The sequence below is a fragment of the Streptomyces ruber genome, from assembly GCF_014648075.1.
In the GTDB taxonomy this organism is placed as follows: Bacteria; Actinomycetota; Actinomycetes; order Streptomycetales; family Streptomycetaceae; genus Streptomyces; species Streptomyces ruber.
On the sequence record NZ_BMQK01000002.1, the window covers coordinates 600726 to 626940 of the forward strand.

Sequence of the window (26215 nt, forward strand, 5' to 3'; positions counted from 1 at the left end):
GGGACACTAGGTGTGCCGCTCACACCCCCTCAACATCGCTCCAGCGCGGTGCGAGCGGCACTCCGGCACGCGGTCTCAGCGGGCATTCTTGGTGCGGTACAGACGCATGGTCAGCGGTCCGAAGACGGCCACCAGACCGACGCAGACGCAGAGGACCAGGCCCACGTCCCAGAAGTCGGCGCTCCCGTGCATGAGTGCGCGGGAGGCCGTCGCGGCGTGGCTCATCGGGTTGGCGTCCACGACGCCCTGCATCCAGCCCGGCATCGTCTCCGGCATGACGAAGATGTTGCTCATGAAGAGCAGCGGGTAGAGCACGATCATGCTGGTCCCCGAGACCCGTTCCGGCTCGCTCGCCACCACGCCCAGGGCGGCGAAGATCCAGCTCACACTGAAGCCGAAGACGATGAGCACCAGCATCGCCAGGACGACGCCGAGAGCGCCGCCGTCCGGACGGAAGCCGAGCAGCAGGCCGAGGAGCACGGTGGTCGTCAGGGCGACCACGTAACGGAGCACGTCACCGAGGAGGCTGCCGGCCAGCGTTGCGGGCTGCCAGAAGGGCAGCGTCCGGAAACGGTCGAAGACGCCCTTGTGGATGTCCGTGTTGAGCGAGGTGCCCGTGTAGACGGTCATCATGACGACCGCCTGCACCATCACGCCCGGCAGGTAGAACTGCAGGTACTCCTCGGTGGAGTCCGCGAACGCCCCTCCGAAGAGGTACGTGAACATCAGCAGGAAGATCAGCGGCATGAGGACGATGTCGATCAGCTGCACCGGGAAGTGCTTGAACGCCATCATCGCCCGCCACAGATGTGTCAGGGTGGCGGACACCGCCGTCACGCGGGGCGGCCGTTCACCCGCGGACAGTACCGTCCGCAGCCGGCCGTCCACGGTCGTGGTCCGCGTGGTGTGCTGAGCCGTGGTCATGCGGCCTCCTCCTCCGACGTCTTCCCGGTGTGCTGGTCATCGGCCTTGTGACCGGTCAGGGCCAGGAACACCTCGTCGAGGCTGGACTGGCCGAGGGAGAAGTCACGTACCTCCACCGCCGTGCGCGACAGCCCGGCGAGGGCTCGCATGACCGCCTGGGTGTCGGTCACCCGGGCGGTCAGCGTCGTCGGGTCGGAGCCGGGGTGAACCGTGACGCCCAGCTCCGCGCTCAGGAAGCGTTCGGCCTCGGGACGCCACCGGGCGTCCTGCAGTCGCAGTCGCAGGACGTCGGAGCCCAGCGAGGACTTCAGCTCCCCGGTGGTGCCCTCGGCTATCACGCGGCCCTGGTCGATGACCGCGATGCGGTCGGCGAGCTGGTCCGCCTCGTCCAGGTACTGCGTGGTGAGCAGCACCGTCGTGCCCGCCTCGACCAGTGCCCGGACGATGTCCCAGACCTGGGTGCGGCTGCGCGGGTCGAGGCCGGTGGTCGGTTCGTCCAGGAAGAGGAGATCGGGGGTGACGACGATGCTCGCGGCGATGTCGAGCCTGCGCCGCATACCGCCGGAATAGGTCCGAAGGAGCCGGTCGCGGGCGTCGCCGAGCCCGAAGCCGTCGATCAGCTCGGTGGCGCGTGCCCTGGCCCGGGCCCAGGAGTAGCCCTGGAGCCGGCCCATGAGGACGAGGTTCTCCAGGCCGGTCAGTCCTTCGTCGACGGAGGCGTACTGGCCGGTGACGCTGATCCTGCGACGCACCGAGTCGGGTTCGCCCAGCACGTCGTGACCGAAGATCCGGGCCGTGCCGCCGTCCGGTCGCAGCAGTGTCGCCAGCATGCGGATGGTGGTGGACTTGCCGGCGCCGTTCGGTCCCAGGATTCCGTAGACGAGCCCGGCCGGGACCTTCAGATCGAGGCCGTCCACCGCCCTCGTTCTGCCGTAGACCTTGACGAGGCCGGACGTCTCGATGGCCCATGTCGGCTGCGTACTCACAGAACGCCCCCAGTGGTCACGTGGAGCGGACATAACGTGCACTGTGCTTCTTTTCGGTCACTCGTCTTCACGTTGAGTACCGTAGCCCCCATTGAGGACACTTCATGGCCGCGATTGTCCCGCCCGCCGGACCAATCTCCACGGCACGTTCCACCGGGCCTCGTGACCGCCTCGAGTGGCGCCCCCGACCCTTGCGCATACGGCCGGCGCGGCCGCGAACCCGGGAGGTATGAGGTGGTCCTGACGAAAACGGAAGTCGACGTACTTGTGGTGGGCGGCTCTCTCGGAGGGCTGTCCACCGCCCTGTTCCTCGCTCGTCGGGGTGTACGCGTCCTGCTGGTGGAGCGGCACGCCACCACCTCGCTGCTGCCCAAGGCGGCCGGCCAGAACCCGCGCACCATGGAACTGTTCCGCTACGGCGGCGTGGCCGACGACATCCTGGCCGCTGACGACATCCGCGGCGCGCAGGGCGACTTCACCGTCAAGGTCGTGGAGCGGGTGGGCGGGCGCGTGCTGCACAGCTTCGCGGAGAGCTTCGAGGAACTCGTGGGTGCCACGGAGCAGTGCACACCCATGCCCTGGGCGCTCGCCCCCCAGGACCGCGTGGAGCCCGTCCTGCTGACCCACGCGGTCAAGCTGGGCGCGGACGTCCGGTTCTCCACCGAACTGACGTCGTTCCGCCGGGACGGCGACGCGGTCACCGCCCGTCTGCGGGATCTCGGCACGGGCGCGGAGAGCGTCGTGGAAGCCCGGTACATGGTCGCCGCCGACGGGCCCCGAAGTCCGGTCCGTGAAAGCCTCGGCATCACCAGGCGGGGTCACGGGACACTCGCCCACTTCATGGGCGTCATCTTCGAGGCCGACCTCACGGCCGTCGTACCGCCCGGCTCCACCGGCTGGTACTACCTGCAGCATCCGCGCTTCACCGGCACGTTCGGCCCCACCGACCGGCCGAACCGGCACACCTTTTACGTCCGTTACGACCCCGGACGCGGCGAGAGCGCGCAGGACTACACACCGCAGCGCTGCACCGAGCTGATCCGGCTGGCCGTCGACGCGCCCGACCTCGTGCCGGACATCCTCGACGTCCAGGCGTGGGAGATGGCGGCGTACATCGCCGACCGGTGGCGTGACGGCCCGGTGCTGCTGGCCGGCGACGCAGCCAAGGTCACCCCGCCCACGGGTGGTATGGGCGGCAACACCGCCATCGGCGACGGGTTCGACGTGGCCTGGAAGCTGGCCGCCGTGCTGCGGGGTGAGGCGGGCGAGGAACTCCTCGACAGCTACGGGGCGGAGCGGTCGCAGGTGGCCCGCCTCGTGGTCGACGAGTCGCTCGCGATCTACGCCCAGCGCATGGCCCCCCACCTGCTCGGCAGTGTTCCCGAGGAACGCGGCACGGCGGAGGTCGTGCTGGGTTTCCGTTACCGCTCCGGTGCGGTCGCCGTCGAGGACGACGGCGACGTCGCACTCTGCGAGGACCCGCGGCGTCCGTCCGGCCGCCCCGGCTTCCGCGCACCCCATGTCTGGATCGAGCGGGGCGGGAGGCGGCGGTCCACCCACGACCTCTTCGGCGACCGCTGGGTGCTGCTGGCGGCTCCGCGCGGCGGGGCCTGGGTGCAAGCCGCCGTCCGGGCCGCGGAGGACCTCGGTGTCCGCCTCGACGCCCATCTCGCCGGCCGTGACGTCGGCGACGGCCCGGGTGCCCTGGCGCCGGCGTACGGAATCGGTCGGGCAGGCGCCAGCCTGGTGCGTCCGGACGGCGTGGTCGCCTGGCGCACGGCGGCGGCGCCCGGCCCGGACGCCCAGGACCGGCTGGACGAGGTTCTCACCCGCCTGCTGGCCCGCTGACGGAGGTGTCACGCGCGGCCTGCCCGGCCTCGGCGGGGCCGGGCTCCCGCGGTGTCACGGCCCGCTTGAGCCGGTTCGACAACTCCGCTATGTAGTCGATCAGTTCCGGGGGCTCGTGCACCTCGAACTCGATGCCGAACATACCGATGGTGAGCGCGAGCCACTCCAGCGAGTCGGCGGCCGAACGCAGCCGGCACGTCCGGTCGTCCACCGCCGTGAGAATGCCGTCGCGCGGGCGGACGCGCTCCGCCACGACCTCGACGGGTGCGTGGAAGGTGACGAGCGCCCGGTAGTTGGCGAGGGAGGAGGTGATGGACTGCGCCACGTAGGCCGCCGCATCCTCGGCCGGCAACTCGCGCTGCCGGAAGCACACGCCCGTCAGCGACGGCTCCTCCATGCGGTCCACGCGGAAGGTGCGCCAGTCCTGCCGCCCCATGTCCCACGACAGCACGTACCACTTGCGATTCACATGGACCAGACGGTACGGCTCCACCAGGCGGCTGCTCGTCTCCCCGTCGCGCTTGCGGTAGCCGAACCTGAGCCGTTGCTGGTCGCGGCAGGCCTGGGCGACCGCGGCGAGATATCCGGGGTTGACGGTGGGGCCCGCTCCGAACATGGGCACCGTGTACATCTGCAGGGCGTTGACCCGGCTGCGCAGCCGCTTGGGGAGCACCTGCTCCAGCTTGGCCAGTGCGCGGATCGACGTGTCCTCGATGTCCGTCACGCTTCCGCCCGCAGCCGTTCGCAGCCCCACCGCGATGGCGACCGCCTCGTCGTCGTCGAGCAGCAAGGGGGGCAAGTGGGCACCCGCTTCCAGCCGGTAGCCTCCCCCCACGCCCGGAATGGCCCGAACCGGATACCCGAGGTCCCGTAACCGCTCGACGTCCCTGCGCAGGGTACGGGGGCTGACACCGAGCCGTTCCGCCAGTGTGCGCCCCGGCCAGTCGCGGCTGTTCTGCAGGAGGGACAGCAGACGGAGCATGCGGGACGGCGTCTCGGTCATGCCCTCAGAGTGGCACGAATCGCGGTCACTCCGCGGCCGCGATGCCGTCCTCCTGCGTTTCCAGTGACCCAGGTACTCCCATAGCCACTACCGGAATCGCCTCTTATAGTTGCATGCAGACGCTCGGCGGGCGGAGACCACGCCAGTTCATGCCGAGAGCAGACGGGGGAGTCGATGAGCAGCAATCAGCCGCAGGTCCGACGGCGGCTCATACCAGCCGGTTCGTTCCCGGACATGTCCACCCTGGCATCAGCGGCAACTCCCCGCTGCGAGAAGCCGCGACCTAGCGTGTGAGCCGGCCCGGCCAGGTCGCATCCGTTCCACCGCAGGCCGAGTCGGAGCCGTTCCACCGCAGTCCGTGTCGGAGCCGGCCCACCGAGGGCTGAGCGCTGCGTCAGCGCGACTCCGACCGCTGCCCGGAATTCGGCCGCCCAGGACGGTAGGACCACGCCGGCCGGTATCGCGTCGCGATCTGGTGGAGTCCCATCGACAACCATGCTTGGGGGAGTGCATGACGATTCGAGTCATGATTGCTGACGGACTGGAGCTGGTCCGCGCCGGACTCGTTCTCCTGATGGAACGCGAACCGGACATCAAAGTCGTCGCCTCCACCGGTGTCGGTGCCGGCAGCGAGTTGATCCGAACGGTGCTGGAGTACAGTCCCGACGTTGCGGTCATCGACGTCGACATGCACGAGCGGGAGAGTCTCCTCGCCGCCACGACGATCCAGGAGCACCTACCGGAGTGCCGCACGTTGCTCACCGCGCGTTTCGCCCGGCTGGCCACCGTGCGCCAGTCGCTCGCATCCGGTCTGGGCGGCCTGGTGCTGAAGAACTCCCACCCGACCCAGCTGGGCAACGCCATAAGAAGCGTCCACGAGGGCCGTCGCGTGTTCGACACCGAACTGACGCTCGCCGCGTGGGGCAACACCGGCTGCCCGCTCACGGAGCGGGAGATGGAGATACTCCAGCTCGCCGCCGCGGGCGACGACGTCAAGGAGATCGCCGTCAAGCTGTCGCTCTCGCCCGGAACGGTCCGCAATTACCTGGCGACGACCGTCGGGAAGATGAATGCGCGCAATCGGCTCGACGCGGTGCGGATCGCCAGCTCGTCGGGCTGGATCTGACCCCCGCTGCTCGGCTCAGGCGGCGGTCAGAGGCTCCCACCAGGTGCGGTTGTCGCGGTACCAGGCGACGGTCTCGGCGAGCGAGCTCCGGAAGTCCCGACGGGGCCGGTAGCCGAGCAGTCGGGAGATCTTCCCGTGGTCGACGGCGTACCGCCGGTCGTGCCCCTTGCGGTCGGCGACGAAGTCCACGGAGTCCCAGTCCGCGCCCACCGCGTCGAGCAGCAGGGAGGTCAGCTCCTTGTTGGACAGCTCCGTGCCGCCGCCTATGTTGTAGATCTCCCCCGGTGAGCCCTCCGTCCTGACGAGTTCCACGGCATCGCAGTGGTCGTCGACGTGCAGCCAGTTCCGCAGGTTGCCACCGTCGCCGTAGAGCGGCACCCGGCCGCCGCGCAGCAGAGTCGTCACAAAACGTGGAATGACCTTCTCCGGGTGCTGGTGTGTGCCGTAGTTGTTCGAGCAACGGGTGATCCGGACGTCCAGTCCGTGCGTGTGGTGGTACGACAGCGCCAGCACGTCGCTCGACGCCTTGGTGGCCGCGTACGGGGAGCTGGGGCGCAGTGGATCGGTCTCGGTGCTGGTGCCGACGTCGACGGAGCCGTACACCTCGTCCGTCGAGATGTGCACGAAGGTGCCCAGGCTGTGACGCAGAGCCGCCTCCAGCAGGATCTGTGTACCCAACACGTTCGTGCGTACGAACGCCCTCGCTCCCAGCACCGAACGGTCGACGTGCGACTCGGCAGCGAAGTGGACGATCTGGTCGTGGGCGGCGACCAGCCGATCGACGAGCGGGGCGTCGCAGATGTCGCCGTGGACGAAGGCGAACCGGGCGTCCCCGCGCACGGACTCCAGATTGGCCTCGTTCCCCGCATAAGTGAGCTTGTCCAGCACCGTGATCCGGACCGGGCTGCCGTCGTGGGACCCGAGGACGTTGCGGACGTAGTGCGAGCCGATGAAACCGGCACCGCCGGTCACCAGGATTCTCGTGGTCATGAGGAGATCTCCACCCTGCTGTCGTCACCGAGGATGAGCCGGGCGCCTGCCGGTACGCGGGGAGCCGGCGTGACCGTCACGTTCCGTCCGATGAGGGAGCGTTGGACCCGGCGGGTGCCCGTGAGCCGGGAGTCGCCCAGCATGATGGAGAACTCGATCTCGCTGCCCTCGATCCAGCAGTTCTCCGCGATGGAGGTGTAGGGCCCGACGTAGGACTCGGTCACCACCGTCCCGGGGCCGATGACAGCGGGGCCCACGATCCGCGACGCCCGGATCTGTGCCCCCGCTTCGATCCGTACCCGCCCCACCACTTCGCTCGCCGCGTCGACCCGGCCCTCCGTACCGGGCTCGATCCCGTCGAGCACGGAGCGGTTCACCTCCAGCATGTCGGCGACGTTCCCGGTGTCCTTCCAGTAGCCGGAGATGGTGGTCGAGCGCACGTCGTACGATCCGTCGAGGAGCCACTGCAGGGCGTCCGTGATCTCCAGCTCGCCCCGCCACGACGGTGTCACGGCGCCGACCGCCTCGTGCACGACCGGCGTGAAGAAGTAGATCCCGACCACCGCCAGATCACTGCGGGGATGTCTCGGCTTCTCCTCCAGTGCGACGACCCGGCCGTCCGGGCCGATCTCCGCCACACCGAAGCTGGAGGGGTCGGAGACGCGGGTGAGCAGGATCTGGGCGTCGGGGCGTTCCACACGGAACGTGTCGACCAGATCCGCGATGCCGCCGACCACGAAGTTGTCGCCGAGGTACATGACGAAGTCCTCGTCGCCGAGATAGTCGCGGGCGATGAGGACGGCGTGTGCCAGACCCAGGGGCGCCTCCTGCGGAAGGTAGGTCACACGAAGGCCGAACCCGTCGCCGTTGCCGACGGCCTTGCGGATCTCCTTGGCCGTCTCTCCCACGACGATGCCGACCTCGGTGATGCCGGCCTGCGCGATGTCCTCGAGGACGTAGTAGAGGACCGGCTTGTTGGCCACCGGAACCAGTTGTTTGGGAGACGTGTGGGTGAAGGGTCGCAGGCGCGTGCCCGACCCCCCGGACAGGACGAGAGCCTTCATGCCGCCGGAGCCTAGGCGGCGCACCTCAAGCCCAACTGGTGTACGGATCGTGCACTCGCCTCCTTCGGAACGGGGTGTCCCGGACGGTGCACCGCTCCCGCCGGGACGCCCACTCGGTCACCCCCCGCCTCCGGCAGCCGCAGACGGAAACAGGCGCCGTCCGGCTGCGGCCCGTACCCTCGCGTCGCCTCCGTCGGTGTCGGCCAGGTCGCGGACGCTCCACAGTCCCGGCCGGACCGTTCGAACAGGTGCGAGAGGAAGGCGGGGCCACTCCCAGGTGGTTCGTGAGCATCTCCGAGAGGGCGACCCGGTGGACGTACGCCCGCAGTCCGCGCCCGGCGGACGAGTCCCTTGGAAGCGGGTGACGCCCTCGGCGATCCGGGCGAGGACCTCGGCGCGCCGTTCCGCGTCGGCCGCCGCGGAACGGCGCACAGGAGACCGATGGTGGCCGGCGGGTTGTGCAGTCGGCGGGCCGCGACGGCGACGACGTCGCGCCGCTCCAGCGCTTCCCCGGTTCGCGTTCCGTCCGCCGCCGCCGGGTGACGTCCCGCAGCGCGATGACGTGCAGCCGCTCGCCCTCGAACACCGTCGTGGTGACCCGCACGTCCACGACGCGGCTGTCGCCCCCCGGGCAGCACGGTTCGATGACGGTCCGGCCGACGGTGAGCGGGGAGGGCGAGGCCGCTGCCGGTCGGGCCGTCGGCCGGGCGGCCGAACAGCTCCGTCGCGGCCGGGTTGCAGCAGTGGACGACACGCTGCCCGTCGACCGCCACGACGCCGTCCGCCGACGCCACCGGGACCGCCCGCACGATGTCCTCGTGTCCCGCCCCTGCGGTGCATGCAGCCCGCGTCGCCCGGGGCGGACATCGCCCCGCCGCGCGCTGAACGGTGCGGCGGCACTCGGGCTTCTCTCGCCTCGCCCGACGATCACCCTCGGTTACTATGCCTCCCCGGGGCCGATGACGGGCGCATCCCGCTGTCGGGCGCCTTCTCGGGGCGACCGTGGAGTGCGAGGGCGATGAGGGGCGACGAAGTGGGGTGGCCTGAGGAAATGCTGAGAGAGGTCACTGCGACCCGCTACCTCACACCCCTGCACTCCGGCGGCTCCGTCCCCGGCGTGGTCGAGGCCGACGACCTCGGGACCTACGTCGTGAAGTTCACCGGCTCCGCGCAGGGCCGCAAGGCGCTGGTCGCCGAGGTGATCGTCGGCGAGCTGGGCCGTGCCCTCGGGCTCCGGGTGCCCGAGCTGGTCCTCGTCCACTTCGACCCGGTGATCGGTGCCGACGAACCCCACCAGGAGGTACGGGACCTGCTCGACGCCAGCCCCGGCCTCAACCTGGGCATGGACTTCCTGCCGGGCGCCGTGGACTTCACCCCGGAGGTCGCCGCGGACTTCCCCGTCGACCCCGTGGAGGCGGGCCGGATCATCTGGCTGGACGCGCTCACCGCGAACGTCGACCGCACGGTGCACAGCTCGAACCTGATGGTGTGGCCCACGTTCGGCACGGCGCCCCCGCGGCTGTGGCCCATCGACCACGGCGCCGCCCTCGTCTTCCACCACCGCTGGGACACCTCGGCGCCGGAGAAGGCGTACGACTTCCGCCACCACGCCCTCGGCCACGGCGCCCCCGACACCCGGGCCGCCGACGCCGAACTCGGGCCCCGCGTGACCGAGGAGCTGCTGCGTGACGTGACGGCCCGGGTGCCGGACGCCTGGCTGGCCGGGGAGCCGGGCTTCGCCTCGCCCGACGAGGTGCGCACCGCCTACGTGGACTACCTGCTGGCCCGCGTCCGGGCGTCCGAGGTCTGGCTGCCCCGGGACTTCCCCAGCCGCGAGGAACTCGCCGCCGAGAACGCCCGCCGCGCGGCGAAGACGCGACGAGGCCGCCCGGCCTGGCTCAAGCAGGTCCCCGACCTGCACGGCAAGCCGGGCGCGGAACAGGATTGGTCGGTGCACCTGGGATGACGGACCCGCAGCGCGTGGAGATCGAGTACTGCACCCGGTGCCGCTGGCTGCCCCGCGCGGCCTGGCTGGCGCAGGAGCTGCTCACGACCTTCGAGGCCGAACTGACGGAGCTGTCGCTGAGGCCCGGCACCGGTGGCGTCTTCGTCGTGCGCGTGAACGACGAGGTGGTGTGGGACCGCCGCGAACAGGGCTTCCCGGAGCCGACGGCGGTCAAGCGCCTCGTACGCGACCGAGTGGCCCCGGGGAAGCCCCTGGGCCACTCGGACAAGTGGGCGTAGGGGGCGTCAGCCCTTGAGCCGCTCGTACGCGGGCAGCGTCAGGAAGTCCGCGTAGTCCTCGTCGAGCGAGACCCGCAGCAGCAGGTCGTGGGCCTGCTGCCAGGTGCCGGACGTGAACGCCTCGTCGCCGATCCCGGCACGGATGTCCGCCAGCTCCGCGGCGGCGATCCTGCGGACCAGGTCGGCGGTGACACGCTCGCCGTTGTCGAGGACCACGCCCGCGTTGGTCCACTGCCAGATCTGGGAGCGGGATATCTCGGCGGTCGCCGCGTCCTCCATCAGGTTGAAGATGGCGACCGCGCCGGAGCCGCGCAGCCAGGCCTCGATGTAGCGGATGCCGACCTGGACGGCGTTGACGAGGCCCGCGTACGTGGGCCGCGCGTCGAGGGAGTCGACCGCGATCAGGTCGGCGGCCTCGACGTGGACGTCCTCGCGCAGGCGGTCCTTCTGGTGCGGGCGGTCGCCGAGCACCTTGTCGAAGGACTCCATGGCCACGGGGACGAGGTCGGGGTGGGCGACCCAGGAGCCGTCGAAGCCGTCGTTCGCCTCGCGGTCCTTGTCGGCGCGGACCTTCTCGAAGGCCGCCTCGTTGACCTCGGGGTCGCGCCGGGACGGGATGAAGGCCGCCATGCCGCCGATCGCGTGCGCGCCGCGCCTGTGGCAGGTGCGGACGAGGAGTTCGGTGTACGCGCGCATGAACGGGGCCGTCATCGTCACCGCGTTGCGGTCCGGGAGGACGAACTTCGGTCCGGCGTCACGGAAGTTCTTCACGAGGGAGAAGAGGTAGTCCCAGCGGCCCGCGTTGAGGCCGGAGGCGTGGTCGCGGAGCTCGTAGAGGATCTCCTCCATCTCGTACGCGGCCGTGATCGTCTCGATGAGGACGGTGGCGCGGACGGTGCCCCGCGGGATGCCGAGGTGGTCCTGCGCGAAGACGAACACGTCGTTCCAGAGGCGGGCCTCCAGGTGCGACTCGGTCTTCGGGAGATAGAAGTACGGGCCCTTGCCCGCGTCGAGCAGGCGCCGGGCGTTGTGGAAGAAGTACAGGCCGAAGTCGACGAGGGCGCCGGGGACGGCACGGCCGCCCTCGTCGACGAGGTGGCGCTCGTCGAGGTGCCAGCCGCGGGGGCGGGTGACGACCGTAGCGAGCTCCTCGTCGGGCCGCAGGGCGTACGACTTGCCGGTGCGCTCGTCGGTGAAGTCGATGTTCCGGGTGTACGCGTCGATCAGGTTGAGCTGGCCGAGGACCACGTTCTCCCAGGTGGGCGCGGAGGCGTCCTCGAAGTCGGCGAGCCACACCCGGGCGCCCGAGTTGAGCGCGTTGACCGTCATCTTGCGGTCGGTGGGGCCGGTGATCTCCACCCGGCGGTCGTTCAGGGCCGCGGGCGCCGGGGCCACCCGCCAGGAGTCGTCCGCGCGGATCGCCGCGGTCTCCGGGAGGAAGTCGAGCGTGGCGGTGCGGGCGATCTCGGCGCGGCGCTCCGCGCGGCGGGCGAGCAGTTCGTCGCGCCGGGGCGTGAACCGCCGGTGCAGCTCGGCCACGAAGGCGAGGGCCGCGTCGGTCAGGACCTCCTCCTGCCGGGGGAGGGGCCCGGCGTCGACGACGGCCAACGAGGACGGCGCTGGTGCGGACATGAGCTGTCACTTCCTTCGGCGGGCCGGGGCGGCTGCTTCTGCTGAGTGGATAGTAGTTTTCTCATGGTGGAAGCTCAATGAATTGTTGATGTCGAGATTCTCCGGATCGAGCCATTTTGTTGCCCGTTCGGCGGGCGTTCACTCGAGCCGGACCAGATCGGCCTCCGTGTCGATGTCGTACGGCCGGGCCACGTCCCCGCACTCGACCAGGGCCACGTCGTCCGCGCGGGCCGCCAGGTAGTTCCGCGCCCCCTGGTCCCCGGTCGCCGCCGCGCCGACACCCGCCCAGTGGGCCCGGCCGAAGAGCACGGGGTGGCCGCGCCGGCCGTCGTACGCGGCCGCCGCGAGCGATCCGGGCGAGGTGTACGCGGACCGGACCCGCGCCACCGCCGCCGCGCCGATCCCCGGCTGGTCCACCAGCGACACGAGCGCCGCCCGGGCGTCCGTACCCGCCAGCGACGCGAGGCCGGCCCGCAGGGAGGACCCCATGCCCTCCGCCCAGTCCGGGTTCTCCACGAGTACGCAGCCGGGGAGTTCCGCCAGTTCCGCACGGGCGCGCACGGTGTCCGCCGCCGCGCCGAGCACCACGTGGACCCGGGAGCAGCCGCCCTCGCGCAGCGCCGCGACCGCGTGCTCGACGAGCGGGCGTCCCCGGTGGGTCAGCAGGGCCTTGGGGCGGCCCCCGAGGCGCCGCCCACCCCCCGCGGCCAGCAGCAGTCCGGCGATCCGGTCGTCCTTGGTCTCCGTCATGCCCCCTGCATACCCGACGCGTATCCGACCCGGACACCTACGTGCCGTGGCACCTCCGGCGGGGCGCGCGGGACTTCGGGGCTCCCGGGGGCTCGCGGGGGCGCGCGGGGGCTGGATTTCGGCCCGCATGGTGGCGCGCGAGGCATTGGTGGCGTTAACTGGCGCGCATCCCTGAGAGCCCGGACCGAAGCCGCGGGAGGCCGCCGGGCTCCGTACGGACACGTCGCGCGCACGAGTGGGTGCGAGGGGGGAGAGCTGTGTTGCGGAGTCTGGGACAGAAGCCGGTGACCGGCAGCGGTGAGGATCCGAGGGTGGCCGGACTGCGGTCGGCCGTGTCGCGACTGCGCCGTGAACTGGCGGTGCTGCCGCCGGAGTTCCCCGACCGCTCCATCGCCGAGGACGAACTCGCGGCGCTCGCCGCGATGGCCGTGGGCGGCGTTCCCGAAGTGTCCCGGCTGCACCGCTCCCTGTTGCTGGTGGCCGGTGCCATCGGCTCGGTCAGCGCCCTGACGACAAGCCTCGCCGATGTGCGCAGAGCGGTGGAGCTGTTCGGGGAGGCGCCGCGGTCCGGGCGCACCGGCGCCGGGCGGGACGGCAGATCCTAGGCGCCGGTGCCCGAACTCGCCAGCGTCTCGGAGAGCTCCGCCGCGACCTGCCGGAGCACCGGCACGATCCGCTCCGTCGCCGCGTCCGTCACCCGGCCCGCCGGGCCGGAGATGGAGATCGCCGCCGCGGTGGGGGAGCCGGGCACCGGGACGGCGAGGCACCGCACCCCGATCTCCTGCTCGTTGTCGTCGACGGCGTACCCGAGCCGGCGCACGTCCTCCAGGGCGGCCAGGAAGGCGTCGGGCGTCGTGATCGTCTTCTCGGTGGCGGCGGGCATGCCGGTGCGGCCGAGCAGCGCGCGCACCTCCTGTGGCGGGAGCCCCGCGAGCAGGGCCTTGCCCACACCGGTCGAGTGGGGCAGCACCCGTCGGCCCACCTCGGTGAACATCCGCATCGAGTGCTTGGACGGCGCCTGCGCCACGTACACGATCTCGTCGCCGTCGAGCAGCGCCATGTTCGCCGTCTCGCCGGTCTCCTCGACCAGCCGGGCGAGATGGGGGCGGGCCCAGGTGCCCAGCAGCCGGGACGCGGACTCGCCGAGGCGGATGAGGCGGGGGCCGAGGGCATACCGCCGGTTGGGCTGCTGGCGTACGTAACCGCAGGTCACAAGGGTGCGCATCAGCCGGTGGATGGTGGGCAGCGGCAGCCCGCTGCCGGCCGACAGCTCGCTCAGACCGACCTCGCCGCCCGCGTCCGCCATACGCTCCAGCAGATCGAAGGCGCGCTCCAGGGACTGGACCCCGCCACCGCCGGCGGCGGACGGCTTGCCGGTGGCGCTGGAGCTGGACGTCGGCACGGCGCGTTCCTTTCGGCTGACGGGCAGGGCAGCAGAGTACCCGTGGGCCGGTCGACGCCCCGCCGGGGCGAAAGCTACGTTCTGCTTTCCGGAATGTTAATTCCGCTGCGTGAAAGCGTGCAGAGGGGGCGAAGGGGGTGCGCGGCGGGCGTAGGTGCTCTTGACGGGCGGGTGGGGCGAGTGAAGACTCCTTGCGCCGCCGCTTCAACAGTCCGTTGAAGGGTGGCGGAGGGGTGGCCGGAGGGGTGGCCGGAGGGCAGAGGGGGCCGGATGCGCGACGTCACAGCGGTCGAACTGGTGTTGCGTTCGACGCGGGTCATCACTCCCGGAGGCATGCGCGCCGCGTCGGTCGCGGTCGCCGCGGGCCGGATCGCCGCCGTGCTGCCGTACGACGCCGGCGTGCCCGCGGGAGCCCGGCTGGAGGATCTGGGCGACGACGTCCTGCTGCCCGGCCTCGTCGACACGCACGTGCACGTCAACGATCCGGGCCGCACCGAGTGGGAGGGCTTCTGGACCGCGACGCGCGCCGCGGCGGCCGGCGGTGTCACCACCCTGGTCGACATGCCCCTCAACTCCCTGCCGCCGACCACGACGGTCGAACACCTGCGGATCAAGCAGGCGGCGGCCGTGGACAGGATCCATGTCGACGTGGGCTTCTGGGGCGGCGCGCTGCCGGACAACCTCGATCAGCTGCGGCCGCTGCACGACGCGGGCGTCTTCGGCTTCAAGGCGTTCCTGTCGCCGTCCGGGGTGGCGGAGTTCCCCGAGCTGGACCGGGAGCGGCTCGCCCGCTCCATGGCCCGGATCGCCTCCTTCGGCGGGCTGCTGATCGTGCACGCCGAGGACCCGCACCACCTGGCCGCGGCCCCGCAGCGGGGCGGCCCCCGGTACGCCGACTTCCTCGCCTCCCGCCCGCGCCGGGCCGAGGACGCGGCCGTCGCCCACCTCGTCGCCGAGGCCCGGCGGCTGGACGCCCGCGTGCACGTCCTGCACCTGTCGTCGGCCGACGCGCTGCCGCTGATCGCCGAGGCCCGGCGCGCGGGCGTGCGGCTCACCGTCGAGACCTGCCCGCACTACCTCACGCTGACCGCGGAGGAAGTGCCGGACGGCGCCAGTGAGTTCAAGTGCTGTCCGCCCATCCGCGAGGCCGCCAACCAGGACCTCCTGTGGCGGGCACTGGCCGACGGCACGATCGACTGCGTGGTCACCGACCACTCGCCGTCCACGGCCGACCTGAAGACCGACGACTTCGCGACCGCCTGGGGCGGCATCTCCGGCCTCCAGCTCAGCCTGCCGGCGGTATGGACGGCGGCCCGCGCGCGGGGGCACGGTCTGGAGGACGTGGTGCGCTGGATGGCGGCGCGTACGGCGGAACTCGTCGGCCTCGACGACCGGAAGGGCGCCATCGAGGCCGGCCGCGACGCGGACTTCGCCGTCCTCGCCCCCGACGAGACGTTCACCGTCGACCCGGCCGCCCTCCAGCACCGCAACCGCGTCACCGCGTACGCGGGCCGGACCCTCTACGGCGTCGTCAGATCCACCTGGCTGCGCGGCGAACGCGTCGCCGTCGACGGCGAGTTCACCGAGCCGAGGGGCCGGCTGCTCACCAGAACCCCTTGACCCCTTGACTTCCCGGTCCACCCGCGCCCGTGGCCGCCGACTCCCGAAAGGCACCTTCCGTGACGGCGATACCCAGCTTCACCGGCGACGCGAACCCCTACCGGGGCGGCGACCCGTACGCGGACTACCGCACCGCCGACTTCCCCTTCGCCCGGCACGTCGATCTCGCCGACCGCCGCCTCGGCGCCTCGGTCGTCGCGGCGAACGACGAGTTCTTCGCCCAGCGCGAGAACCTCCTGCTGCCCGGGCGCGCCGAGTTCGACCCGGAGCGCTTCGGGCACAAGGGCAAGGTCATGGACGGGTGGGAGACCCGGCGGCGGCGCGGCGTCTCGGCCGCCCATCCGTGGCCGGCGGCCGACGACCACGACTGGGCGCTGGTCCGCCTCGGCGTCCCCGGAGTGATCCACGGCATCGTCGTCGACACGGCCCACTTCCGCGGCAACCACCCGCGGGCGGTGTCCGTCGAGGGGGTCTCCGTACCGGGCTCGCCGTCGCCGGAGGACCTCCTCGCGGACGGCGTGCGGTGGACGACCCTGGTCCCGCGCACCCCGGTCGGCGGCCACGCGGCCAACGGCTTCGCCGTCCCGCCGACGCGGCGCTTCACGCACCTGCGCGTCAACCAGCACCCCGACGGGGGCATCGCGCGCCTGCGGGTGTACGGCGAGGCCGTGCCCGATCCCGCCTGGCTCGGCGCGCTGGGCACGTTCGACGTCGTCGCCCTGGAGAACGGCGGCCGGGTCGAGGACGCCTCCGACCTCTTCTACTCGCCCGCCGTCCACACCGTCCAGCCGGGCCGCTCCCGCAGGATGGACGACGGCTGGGAGACGCGCCGCCGCCGTGACCAGGGCAACGACTGGATCCGCTACCGGCTGGCCGCGCGGTCCGAGATACGGGCGATCGAGATCGACACGGCGTGTCTGAAGGGCAACGCGGCGGGCTGGGCGGCGGTGTCGCTGAGGGACGGCGAGACCGGCGAGACCGGTGAGACCGGCGAAACCGGCGAAGCCGGTGAGGACAGCACCGGCGGTACGGGCGGTGAGTGGCGGGAGATCCTGCCCCGCACCCGCCTCCAGCCCGACACGAACCACCGCTTCGTCCTCGGCGCGGCGGCCGTCGGCACCCACGCGCGCATCGACATCTACCCCGACGGGGGCATATCCCGGCTCCGCCTGCACGGTTCGCTGACGCCGGAGGGGGCCGCCCGGCTCGAGGCGCGGTACCGGGAGTCGGAGGGCTCGGAGGGCTGAGCACGCGCCGGTGGTGAACGGGCGAGAACCTGTGACGACCCGCCGGGCCCGGGTGAACTCCGTGAAAAGCAATCGGGGCGAGCCCGAGGAGCCGCTGCCGTTGTCATTGACATGCCATCGTCTACGCGGGTCACGATGGGCTCATGCGATTCCCCCCACGCACAACCCGCCTCGGCGCGGCCGCCGCGCTCCTGTCCGCCCTGCTGGTCGGCGGCACCGTCACCGCCGCCGGCCCGGCCACCGCCGCCGGCCCGGCCACCGCCGCCGACACGTCCGCCGCCGCGGTCGGCAGCGTCTGTTACAGCGACCTCCCGTCGCAGGCCCACGACACGCTCGACCTCATCGCGTCGGGCGGCCCCTTCCCCTACCCCCAGGACGGGACCGTCTTCCAGAACCGCGAGGGCATCCTGCCCGGCGAGGCCACCGGTTACTACCACGAGTACACGGTGGAGACCCCCGGCTCCGCCACGCGCGGTGCCCGCCGCATCGTCACGGGCGAGTCGTACCAGGAGGACTACTACACCGCGGACCACTACGCGTCGTTCGACCTGGTCGACCACGGCTGCTGATCCGCCGCCGATCCGGCCGGCCCGTCGCGGCCGGCCGGATCCGCGGCTCCCGGCTGCGGCGGACAGGGCGACGGACAGGCACGGGCAGCGCGACGCTTCTCGTGGACCCCGTAGCAGGACGGCAGGACGGCAGGACGGCAGGACGGGCACCGACGGGGCGGCCCGCGCGTTGGACGGTGTGGACGTGTCCTGCGGGCCGTACAGCGCGTGCCGCCCGTGACGGAGGGGAGGCCCCTTGGAGCCGCGGAACGAGCGGAACGAGCAGCCGGGACGGATCGTCGACCTGGGGGAGTACGGACGCCGGTTCACCGAGGACCCGCATCCCGTCTACGCGGAGCTGCGCGAGCGCGGTCCGGTGCACCGGGTGCGGTTGCCGCCGCCGTTCGCCCAGGTGGAGGTGTGGCTCGTCGTCGGACACGAGGCGGCACGCGCGGCGCTCGCCGACGACCGGCTGTCCAAGGACGCGTCCAAGGACGTCTTCCAGGCCGGTGCCGCACTCGCCGACGGGCTGATCGGCAAGCACCTGCTGATCACCGATCCGCCGCAGCACACACGGCTGCGCCGGCTGATCGCCCGGGAGTTCACCGGGCGGCGCGTGGAGCGGCTGCGGCCGCGGGTGCAGGAGATCACCGACGCGCTGCTCGACGCCATGCTGCCCGGCGGCCGCGCCGACCTCGTGGAGTCGTTGGCGTTCCCCCTGCCCATGACCGTCATCTGCGAGCTGCTGGGCGTGCCGGAGCTGGACCGGAAGGCGTTCCGCGCGCTGTCGACGGAGCTGGTGGCGCCGACGCGGGAGGACGACGGGTACGACACGGTCGTCCGGCTCGCCGCCTACCTGGACGAGCTGATCGAGGAGAAACGGTCCGCCCCGTCCGCGTCCACGGACGACCTGCTGGGCGATCTGATCCGGACCACGGACGAGGACGGCGACCGGCTGTCGGCGGCGGAACTGCGCGGCATGGCGTTCGTGCTGCTCGTCGCCGGCCACGAGACGACGGTGAACCTCATCGCCAACGGCGTGCACGCGCTGCTCACCCACCCCGGCCAGCTCGCCGCGCTGAGGGCGGACATGAGTCTGCTCGACGGGGCGGTGGAGGAGATCCTGCGGTACGAGGGTCCCGTGGAGAACGCCACGTTCCGCTACGCCGCCGAGTCGTTCGACCTCGCCGGGACGCCGGTCGCGGCGGGTGAGCGGGTGATGATCGGGCTGACGGCCGCCGACCGCGACGGCAGCCGCTTCCCGGAACCGGACCGTTTCGACATCCGCCGCGCACCCCAGGGCCACCTCGCCTTCGGCCACGGCATCCACTTCTGCCTGGGCGCCCCGCTGGCCCGCATGGAGGGCCGCGTCGCCCTGCGCTCCCTGCTGGAGCGCTGCCCGGACCTGGCGCTGGACGGCCGGCCGGACGACTGGCTGCCGGGGATGCTGATGCGGGGGCTGCGGAGGCTGCCGGTGCGGTGGTAGGCGCCGGGCGGCAGCCCGGCCGCACCGGCTCCCGTCAGTGCGGCGCCCCGGTGATCTCACCGACGTTCACCGGGCGCCGTTCCTGGCGGGAGAGCTCACAGGCCTCGGCGATGCGCAGGGCCTGCAGGGCGTCACGGCCGTCGCACGGGTTGGCGCGCTCCCCGCGGACCACCTCCACGAACGCGGTCAGCTCCGCCTCGTACGCGGGCCCGAAGCGGTCCAGGAAACCGGTGTACGGCTTGTCGGCGGGCGGGGGCCCGGCCGGCTCCGTGGACGCGATCGGCGTGCGGTCGTCCAGGCCGACCGCCACCGTGTCGAGCTCGCCGGCGAGCTCCATGCGGACGTCGTACCCGGCGCCGTTCTGCCGTGCCGCGGTCGCGGTGGCGAGGGTGCCGTCCTCGAGGATGAGGACCGCCGCGGCCGCCGCGTAGTCCTCCGCCTCGCGGAACATCGCGGGTCCGGTGTCCGACCCGGTCGCGTACACCTCGGCGACCTCCTGCCCGGTCACCCACCGCAGGACGTCGAAGTCGTGGATCAGGCAGTCCCGGTAGATCCCACCGGACAGCGGCAGGTACCCGGCGGGCGGCGGCGCCTGGTCCGCCGTCAGCGCCCGTACGCTGTGCAGCCGCCCGAGCCGTCCCGACCGCACGGCCTCCCGCGCGGCGGCGTACCCCGGGTCGAAACGGCGCTGGAAGCCCATCTGGAGCTCGGTCCCGGCCGCGTCCACCTCGGCCAGCGCGTGCAGCGTGCCCGGCAGGTCCAGGGCGATGGGCTTCTCGCAGAACACCGGCAGTCCCGAACGCGCCGCCCGGCCGATCAGCTCGGCGTGGGCCGCGGTCGCCGCGGTGATCACCACGGCGTCCACGCCCCAGGTGAAGATCTCGTCGACCCCGGGCGCCGCCGTCTCGCCCAGACGGTCCGCGAGCTCCTGGGCCCGCCCCCGGTCGACGTCCGTGACGATGAGCGAGCCGACGTCCCGGTGGCGGCTGAGCGTGGCCGCGTGGAACGTGCCGATGCGACCCGCGCCTATGAGTCCGATGCGCATGGGACAAAAGTGGAGGCGGGCCCGCCGCCCTGTCAATCACTCTGCCCCTGCTTTGTGCTTTTGTGCTTTTGTTCTTTCGTCGTATTGTTCAGACGTTCGGACGACGTGACGACCTGACCGCACAACTTCCCGTCCACCAGCACCGGGGCTACGCTCGGCCCGTGCCGAAACCAGAAGTGGACCCGACCGTGCCGCTCCAGCTCAGCGTCGACCGCAACAGCCCGGTCCCGCTGTACTTCCAGCTGTCGCAGCAGCTGGAGGCCGCGATCGAGCGGGGCGCGCTGACCCCGGGCAGCCTGCTGGGCAACGAGATCGAACTCGCCGGGCGGCTCGGCCTGTCCCGGCCGACCGTCCGCCAGGCCATCCAGTCCCTCGTCGACAAGGGCCTGCTGGTCCGCCGTCGCGGCGTCGGCACCCAGGTCGTGCACAGCCAGGTCAAACGACCGCTCGAGCTCAGCAGTCTGTACGACGACCTGGAGGCGGCCGGACAGCGCCCCGCGACCCGGGTGCTCGCCAACACCGTGGTGCCCGCCACCGCCGAGGTGGCCGCCGCGCTGGGCGTCGGCGAGGGCGGCGAGGTGCGGCGCGTGGAGCGGCTGCGGCTGGCCCACGGCGAGCCGATGGCGTACCTGTGCAACGTGCTGCCCGTCGGCCTGCTCGACCTGGAGTCCGGGCAGCTCGAGGAGACCGGCCTGTACCGGCTGATGCGTGCCGCAGGCATCACCCTGCACAGCGCGCGGCAGGCCGTCGGCGCCCGCGCCGCCACCCGCGCGGAGGCCGAGCGCCTCGACGAACCGGAGGGCGCGCCCCTGCTCACCATGGAGCGCACCACTTTCGACGACACGGGCCGCGCGGTGGAGTTCGCCACCAACGTGTACCGCGCCTCGCGCTACTCGTTCGAGTTCCAGCTCCTGGTCCGCTAGCGTTCGGGTGCCCGGCTCGCGGTCCGCCGGCGGTGCGGCGGCGGCAACGCGGACGCCCCACGGCGCGCCCGGCGGGTGCGTAGGGCAGAATCGGCGCGATGAGCACCTACCGCGACTTCACACACCGCGGCTCCGCCCGGGCCACCGTCCTGCGGACCGTGGGCACGCGCGAGCGCCGTTCGCACCTGTCCGCGCCCCGCGTACCCACGGTCGGCATCGACATCGGCGGTACGAAGGTGATGGCGGGCGTCGTCGACGCCGACGGCACCATCCTGGAGAAGCTCCGCACGGAGACGCCCGACAAGTCCAAGAGCCCCCAGGTCGTCGAGGACACCATCGTCGAACTGGTCCTGGACCTCTCCGACCGGCACGACGTGCACGCCGTCGGCATCGGCGCGGCCGGCTGGGTCGACGCCGACCGCAACCGCGTCCTGTTCGCCCCCCACCTGTCCTGGCGCAACGAGCCGCTGCGCGACCGCCTCGCCGACCGCCTCGCCGTCCCGGTCCTGGTCGACAACGACGCCAACGCCGCCGCCTGGGCCGAGTGGCGCTTCGGCGCGGGGGCCGGCGAGGACCACCTGGTGATGATCACGCTCGGCACCGGCATCGGCGGCGCCATCCTGGAGGACGGGCAGGTCAAGCGGGGCAAGTTCGGCGTCGCGGGCGAGTTCGGCCACATGCAGGTCGTCCCCGGCGGCCACCGCTGCCCCTGCGGCAACCGCGGCTGCTGGGAGCAGTACAGCTCCGGCAACGCGCTGGTCCGCGAGGCCAGGGAGCTCGCCGCCGCCGACTCCCCGGTGGCGTACGGGATCATCGAGCACGTCAAGGGCAACATCTCCGAGATCACCGGCCCGATGATCACCGAGCTGGCCCGCGAGGGCGACGCCATGTGCATCGAGCTGCTCCAGGACATCGGCCAGTGGCTCGGCGTCGGCATCGCCAACCTCGCCGCGGCCCTCGACCCCTCCTGCTTCGTGATCGGCGGCGGTGTGTCGGCCGCCGACGACCTGCTCATCGCCCCCGCGCGGGACGCCTTCCGGCGCCACCTGACCGGCCGCGGCTACCGCCCCGAGGCCCGGATCGCCCGCGCCCAGCTCGGCCCCGAGGCCGGCATGGTCGGCGCCGCGGACCTCGCCCGGCTCGTCGCCCGCCGCTTCCGCCGCGCCAACCGCCGCCGGGTGGAGCGCTACGAGCGCTACGCGCGGTACACGGAGACCCGCCGCACCACCCAGGACTCCGCATGACGGCCGCCCTGCCGCGCCAGCCTGCGCCGCCGGACGAGCCGGCGCCGGACCGGTCCCCGGAGAACCGGCGCCGCATGATCCGGCGCCGCGCGCTGACCCTGGTGATCATCGTGCTGCTGATCGGCATCCCCGCCGGCTATCTGGCGATCTCCGCCGGCCAGAGCCGTGACAGCGGCCGGGACAAGGAGGAGAAGTACTCGGCGACCGGTCTCACCGCCGGCTATCCGTCGCGCCTCCAGCGCCGCCTGTACCACGTGCCCGTCCCGCGGGGCTCCTGGGACGTCGCCTACTACGAGACGAACAACTGGAAGACCAGCCGCCTCTACGTCCAGTTCCTCACCAACGACGTGGGGCTGGAGCGGTTCCTCGGCGAGATCGGCACGAGCCCCGGGGCGCTGGAGCCGGACGACATCACCATCAGCGACCGCGACCGGGAGACCGTCGGCTGGGACTTCTCCGGCCCGGGACCCTGGTCCGGGCTCGTCCGCGAGCAGCCCGACCCGGCGCCGACGCACACCGTCGTCGTCAACCGGTCGAATCCCGAGCACCCGATGGTGTACGTGGTGTCGACGACGACTCCGTGACGGACCGACTCCGTGACGGACCGACTCCGTGACGGACCGACGGACCGCGTCGGCGGCCGTCGGAGCCGGTTGTCAGACCCCGCCCGTAGAGTCGGAGACGATCGATCCGACAGCCGGGCGGGAGGTGACCGGGCGTATGAGGGACGGGGCCGTACGGACGGCCGTGCACGGCGGGCACACGGCGGGCGCGGCGGGTGCTGCGGGCGCGTACGAGGCGTCCGCCGGGGGCGGTGCGGAGGTGTCCGCGCGGCTCGCCGCCGTCTTCCTGCCCGCGCCCGTGCCACGGCAGGGACGGGTGGCCTTCTGGGATCCGTCCGATCCGGAGCCCGACGCGGACCGCGCCGCGTGGAACTGCGAGATCACGGTCGTACGGCCGCACGGCAGCCAGGTCCGCAGGGCGACGGTGCCCGCCGTGTCGCTGCCGGTCGGCGAGGCGCTGCCGCTGCTCGCGCGGGCCCGCCGCGACCCCGCCGCCCACCCCGCCACCGCCTGCTGGGGCGCCGCCGCGCTGCACGCGCTGCGGCTCGTCGCCCGCGGGCGGCTGCTGCCCGGTCTCACGCCCGAGGGCCACGACGCGTGGCGGACCGGACCGCTCGACCAGGACGACATCGCGCACCTGCGGGCGGTGGCCGCCGCCCTCCCGTACGAGGGTCATGCCGTGCCGCTGGCCGGCGGCGGCCCGCTCCGGCTGCCCGAGCCCGAGGCACTGATGCGGGCCTTCCTCGACGCGGTGGCCGACACGCTGCCGCGCACCCCGGCCGCGCCCCACGCGTACGGCAGGCCGTTCGCCGCTGCCGCGCCGCAGCGCCTGCCCCGCGCGCGGGACTGGGCTGCGGAGGTCGCGGCGGGGATGGACGCGGGGCTGCGGATCTCGCTGCGGCTCGACCTGTCGGCGTCCGACCTGTTCGACGACAGCGAGGGGGCGCGGCGGGCCGGCGCGGCCGTCGTCCAGGTGCACAGCCTCGCCGACCCGACGCTCGTCGCCGACGCCGCCGCGCTGTGGGCGGGGGACGCGGAGCCGGCCTTCGGGCCCCGCGCGCGGGTGGACGCCGCGCTGGCCGTGCGCCGCGCGGCCCGTGTCTGGCCGCCCCTGGACCGGCTCGCCGAGCAGGACGTGCCCGACGTCCTCGCCCTGTCCGAGGAGGAGGTGGCCGACCTGCTGGGCGTCGCCGCGACCCGCCTCGCGGCGGCCGGTGTCGCCGTGCACTGGCCCCGTGACCTCGCCCGCGACCTCAGCGCCACGGCGGTGGTCCGCCCCGCGCCCGGCTCCGCCACCGACGGCACCGGCTTCTTCGACAGCGAGGACCTGCTCCAGTTCCGCTGGCAGCTGGCGATCGGCGGCGACCCGCTCACCGAGACCGAGATGGACGCCCTCGCCGAGGCCCACCGCCCGGTGGTCCGGCTGCGGGACCAGTGGGTGCTCGTCGACCCGGCCCTCGTCCGCAAGGCCCGCAAGCGCGAGCTCGGCCTGCTCGACCCGGTCGACGCGCTCTCCGTCGCCCTGACCGGCAGCGCGGAGGTCGACGGCGAGACGGTGGAGGCCGTGCCGACGGGCGCGCTGGCGGCGCTGCGGGACCGGCTGACGGCGGGAGCGGGCACCGTGGAGCCGCCGCCGGGGCTGGCCGCCCGGCTGCGCGACTACCAGCTGCGGGGCCTCGCCTGGCTGGACCTCATGACCTCCCTCGGCCTCGGCGGCTGCCTCGCCGACGACATGGGCCTCGGCAAGACGGTCACGGTCATCGCGCTGCACCTGCGCCGGGCCCGCCGCGAGCCCACCCTCGTGGTCTGCCCGGCGTCCCTGCTGGGCAACTGGCAGCGGGAGATCACCCGCTTCGCCCCGGGCGTCCCGGTCCGCCGGTACCACGGGACCGAGCGCACCCTCGGCGGCCCGGACGGCGGCTTCGTGCTCACCACGTACGGCACGATGCGGACGGCCGCGCCCCTGCTGGCCGGACACTCCTGGGGCATGGTCGTCGCGGACGAGGCCCAGCACGTCAAGAACCCGTACTCGGCGACCGCGAAGGCCCTGCGCACCATCCCGGCGCCCGCGCGCGTCGCCCTCACCGGCACCCCCGTGGAGAACAACCTCTCCGAGCTGTGGGCCCTGCTCGACTGGACGACCCCCGGCCTCCTCGGCCCCCTCAAGTCCTTCCGCGCCCGCCACGCGCGCGCGGTGGAGGCCGGTGAGGACCAGGAGGCCGCCGAGCGGCTGGCCCGCCTGGTCCGCCCCTTCCTGCTGCGCCGCAAGAAGTCCGACCCCGGCATCGTCCCCGAACTGCCGCCGAAGACGGAGACGGACCACGCGGTCCCGCTCACCCGCGAGCAGGCCGCGCTGTACGAGGCCGTGGTGCGCGAGTCGATGCTCGCCATCGAGACGGCCGACGGCATCGCCCGCCGCGGCCTGGTGCTGAAGCTGCTGGGCGCGCTGAAGCAGATCTGCGACCACCCGGCGCTGTACCTGAAGGACGCGGAGGACGGTCCGGGCGCGGACGACCGTCTCGCGGTCCGCTCCGGAAAGCTCGCCCTGCTGGACGAGCTCGTGGACACCCTCCTGGCCGAGGACGGCTCGGCGCTGGTCTTCACCCAGTACGTCGGCATGGCCCGCCTGATCACCGCCCACCTGGCGGCCCGCGCGATCCCGGTCGAGGTGCTGCACGGGGGCACTCCGGTCAAGGAGCGCGAGCGGATGGTCGACCGGTTCCAGAGCGGCGCGACCCCCGTCCTGGTCCTCTCCCTCAAGGCGGCGGGCACGGGGCTGAACCTCACCCGCGCGGGCCATGTCATCCACTTCGACCGCTGGTGGAACCCGGCGGTGGAGGAGCAGGCCACGGACCGCGCCTACCGCATCGGCCAGACCCAGCCCGTCCAGGTCCACCGCCTCGTCACCGAGGGCACGGTCGAGGACCGCATCGCGGAGATGCTGCAGGCCAAGCGGGCCCTCGCCGACGCCGTCCTGGGCTCCGGGGAGGCCGCCCTGACCGAGCTGACGGACCGGGAGCTGACCGATCTGGTGTCGCTGCGGAGGCAGACGTGAGCGGGGCGAAGGAGACACGCGACGGCGCGGGACGCGAGCCGGCCGGTACGGGCCGGCCGGGCGACGTGGCCCGCCGGGCGCTGCGGGCGGCCCGGCGGGAGCGGGCGGCGCGGGAGACACGGCCGCCCGAGGAGCTGCCGGCCGCGTCCGCGCCCGGGCCGGACGACGGAGGAACGGTGTCCGCGCGGCCCGCGGGCGCGAGCGGGCAGGCACGGCCGGGGGACGTGGCCCGGGAGGCGTTGCGGGCGGCGCGTGAGGCCCGCGGGGAGGCACGGGCGGGGGACACGACGGAGCCGGAGGAGCAGCCCGGACGGACACGCCCGGCCAGCGCCTCCGCGCGGAGCCGTTCCGCGGCGAGGCGTCCTTCCGCGCCCGCGGGACGCCCCACCCCGGGGCGGAGCGCCCCGCGCGAGACGACGGTAAACCGGGCAGCGGAGCTGCGTGCACTGCTCGCGGGCGCCTTCGCCGTGCCCACCGCCGCCGACGAAGCGCGGCCGCGCCCGGACGACACCCCC

The 26215-nt window shown here is 72.8% G+C and carries 22 protein-coding genes; 13 read left to right on the forward strand and 9 right to left on the reverse strand.

Annotated features, from left to right (window positions below):
• Positions 1–75: 75 nt before the first annotated feature.
• On the reverse strand, positions 76–924 hold the full coding sequence (gene drrB / locus IEZ04_RS07140; RefSeq protein WP_189215829.1) for a daunorubicin/doxorubicin ABC transporter permease DrrB: 849 nt from the start codon (positions 922–924) through the stop codon (positions 76–78).
• Complete coding sequence (drrA, locus tag IEZ04_RS07145; RefSeq protein WP_229820873.1) at positions 921–1910, reverse strand: daunorubicin/doxorubicin transporter ATP-binding protein DrrA; 990 nt, start codon at positions 1908–1910, stop codon at positions 921–923. The genes drrB and drrA overlap by 4 nt, the downstream gene beginning before the upstream one ends.
• 234 nt (positions 1911–2144) lie before the next feature.
• On the opposite strand from drrA, the gene rdmE reads away from it, so the two are divergent.
• Positions 2145–3758: an aklavinone 12-hydroxylase RdmE gene (rdmE, locus tag IEZ04_RS07150; protein WP_229820874.1), complete on the forward strand. Its 1614-nt coding sequence runs from the start codon at positions 2145–2147 to the stop codon at positions 3756–3758.
• Here the strand turns inward: rdmE and IEZ04_RS07155 are convergent.
• Positions 3736–4761, reverse strand: a complete 1026-nt coding sequence (locus tag IEZ04_RS07155; protein ID WP_189215831.1) for a helix-turn-helix transcriptional regulator — start codon at positions 4759–4761, stop codon at positions 3736–3738. The two genes, rdmE and IEZ04_RS07155, sit on opposite strands and share 23 nt — an antisense overlap.
• A 526-nt stretch (positions 4762–5287) precedes the next feature.
• Between IEZ04_RS07155 and IEZ04_RS07160 the strand changes: the two genes are divergently transcribed.
• Entirely contained in the window at positions 5288–5887 is a 600-nt protein-coding gene (locus IEZ04_RS07160) for a response regulator transcription factor (protein WP_189215832.1), read from the forward strand.
• A gap of 15 nt (positions 5888–5902) precedes the next feature.
• On the opposite strand, the gene rfbB is transcribed toward IEZ04_RS07160, so the two are convergent.
• Both rfbB and IEZ04_RS07170 read right to left on the reverse strand, forming a co-directional pair.
• Positions 5903–6877: a dTDP-glucose 4,6-dehydratase gene (gene rfbB, locus IEZ04_RS07165; protein WP_189215833.1), complete on the reverse strand. Its 975-nt coding sequence runs from the start codon at positions 6875–6877 to the stop codon at positions 5903–5905.
• Positions 6874–7941, reverse strand: coding sequence for a glucose-1-phosphate thymidylyltransferase (locus tag IEZ04_RS07170; protein WP_189215834.1), 1068 nt, complete (start codon positions 7939–7941; stop codon positions 6874–6876). The genes rfbB and IEZ04_RS07170 overlap by 4 nt, the downstream gene beginning before the upstream one ends.
• A 1051-nt stretch (positions 7942–8992) precedes the next feature.
• Here IEZ04_RS07170 and IEZ04_RS07175 point away from each other — a divergent pair.
• Entirely contained in the window at positions 8993–9907 is a 915-nt protein-coding gene (locus IEZ04_RS07175; RefSeq protein WP_189215835.1) for a HipA family kinase, read from the forward strand.
• A complete protein-coding gene (locus IEZ04_RS07180) occupies positions 9904–10185 on the forward strand; it encodes an Rdx family protein (RefSeq protein ID WP_189215836.1) in 282 nt (93 codons plus the stop codon). The genes IEZ04_RS07175 and IEZ04_RS07180 overlap by 4 nt, the downstream gene beginning before the upstream one ends.
• A 6-nt stretch (positions 10186–10191) precedes the next feature.
• On the opposite strand, the gene aceB is transcribed toward IEZ04_RS07180, so the two are convergent.
• Both aceB and IEZ04_RS07190 read right to left on the reverse strand, forming a co-directional pair.
• The gene (aceB, locus tag IEZ04_RS07185; protein WP_189215837.1) at positions 10192–11817 is read right to left on the reverse strand and encodes a malate synthase A; all 1626 of its coding nucleotides are present in this window, start codon (positions 11815–11817) and stop codon (positions 10192–10194) included.
• 138 nt (positions 11818–11955) lie between these two features.
• On the reverse strand, positions 11956–12567 hold the full coding sequence (locus tag IEZ04_RS07190) for a nucleotidyltransferase family protein (RefSeq protein WP_189215838.1): 612 nt from the start codon (positions 12565–12567) through the stop codon (positions 11956–11958).
• A 257-nt stretch (positions 12568–12824) separates the two neighbouring features.
• Between IEZ04_RS07190 and IEZ04_RS07195 the strand changes: the two genes are divergently transcribed.
• The gene (locus IEZ04_RS07195) at positions 12825–13172 is read left to right on the forward strand and encodes a DUF5955 family protein (protein ID WP_189215839.1); all 348 of its coding nucleotides are present in this window, start codon (positions 12825–12827) and stop codon (positions 13170–13172) included.
• On the opposite strand, the gene IEZ04_RS07200 is transcribed toward IEZ04_RS07195, so the two are convergent.
• A complete protein-coding gene (locus tag IEZ04_RS07200) occupies positions 13169–13969 on the reverse strand; it encodes an IclR family transcriptional regulator (RefSeq protein WP_189215840.1) in 801 nt (266 codons plus the stop codon). The genes IEZ04_RS07195 and IEZ04_RS07200 overlap by 4 nt on opposite strands.
• A gap of 270 nt (positions 13970–14239) precedes the next feature.
• Here IEZ04_RS07200 and allB point away from each other — a divergent pair, with 270 nt between their 5' ends.
• The 4 genes from allB to IEZ04_RS07220 all read left to right on the forward strand — a co-directional run bounded on the left by allB (position 14240) and on the right by IEZ04_RS07220 (position 18870).
• On the forward strand, positions 14240–15589 hold the full coding sequence (gene allB / locus IEZ04_RS07205) for an allantoinase AllB (protein WP_189215841.1): 1350 nt from the start codon (positions 14240–14242) through the stop codon (positions 15587–15589).
• Positions 15590–15648: 59 nt separating this feature from the next.
• Entirely contained in the window at positions 15649–16836 is a 1188-nt protein-coding gene (gene alc / locus IEZ04_RS07210) for an allantoicase (protein WP_189215842.1), read from the forward strand.
• 143 nt (positions 16837–16979) lie between these two features.
• Positions 16980–17405 carry a ribonuclease domain-containing protein gene (locus IEZ04_RS07215; RefSeq protein WP_189215843.1) on the forward strand — a complete coding sequence of 142 codons (426 nt, stop codon included), beginning with the start codon at positions 16980–16982 and terminating at the stop codon, positions 17403–17405.
• Positions 17406–17640: 235 nt separating this feature from the next.
• Positions 17641–18870 carry a cytochrome P450 family protein gene (locus tag IEZ04_RS07220; protein ID WP_229820875.1) on the forward strand — a complete coding sequence of 410 codons (1230 nt, stop codon included), beginning with the start codon at positions 17641–17643 and terminating at the stop codon, positions 18868–18870.
• Positions 18871–18904: 34 nt separating this feature from the next.
• On the opposite strand, the gene IEZ04_RS07225 is transcribed toward IEZ04_RS07220, so the two are convergent.
• Positions 18905–19915 (reverse strand): Gfo/Idh/MocA family protein, encoded by a 1011-nt coding sequence (locus IEZ04_RS07225; RefSeq protein ID WP_189215844.1) that lies wholly within the window; start codon positions 19913–19915, stop codon positions 18905–18907.
• Positions 19916–20103: 188 nt separating this feature from the next.
• Between IEZ04_RS07225 and IEZ04_RS07230 the strand changes: the two genes are divergently transcribed.
• The 4 genes from IEZ04_RS07230 (at position 20104) to IEZ04_RS07245 (ending at position 25700) form a co-directional block, all read left to right on the forward strand.
• Positions 20104–20838 (forward strand): GntR family transcriptional regulator, encoded by a 735-nt coding sequence (locus tag IEZ04_RS07230; RefSeq protein WP_189216043.1) that lies wholly within the window; start codon positions 20104–20106, stop codon positions 20836–20838.
• Positions 20839–20936: 98 nt separating this feature from the next.
• A complete protein-coding gene (locus tag IEZ04_RS07235) occupies positions 20937–22082 on the forward strand; it encodes an ROK family glucokinase (protein ID WP_189215845.1) in 1146 nt (381 codons plus the stop codon).
• A complete protein-coding gene (locus tag IEZ04_RS07240; protein WP_189215846.1) occupies positions 22079–22666 on the forward strand; it encodes a sugar kinase in 588 nt (195 codons plus the stop codon). The genes IEZ04_RS07235 and IEZ04_RS07240 overlap by 4 nt, the downstream gene beginning before the upstream one ends.
• A gap of 136 nt (positions 22667–22802) precedes the next feature.
• The gene (locus IEZ04_RS07245; protein WP_189215847.1) at positions 22803–25700 is read left to right on the forward strand and encodes an SCO1167/SCO6262 family helicase; all 2898 of its coding nucleotides are present in this window, start codon (positions 22803–22805) and stop codon (positions 25698–25700) included.
• Positions 25701–26215 lie beyond the last annotated feature (515 nt).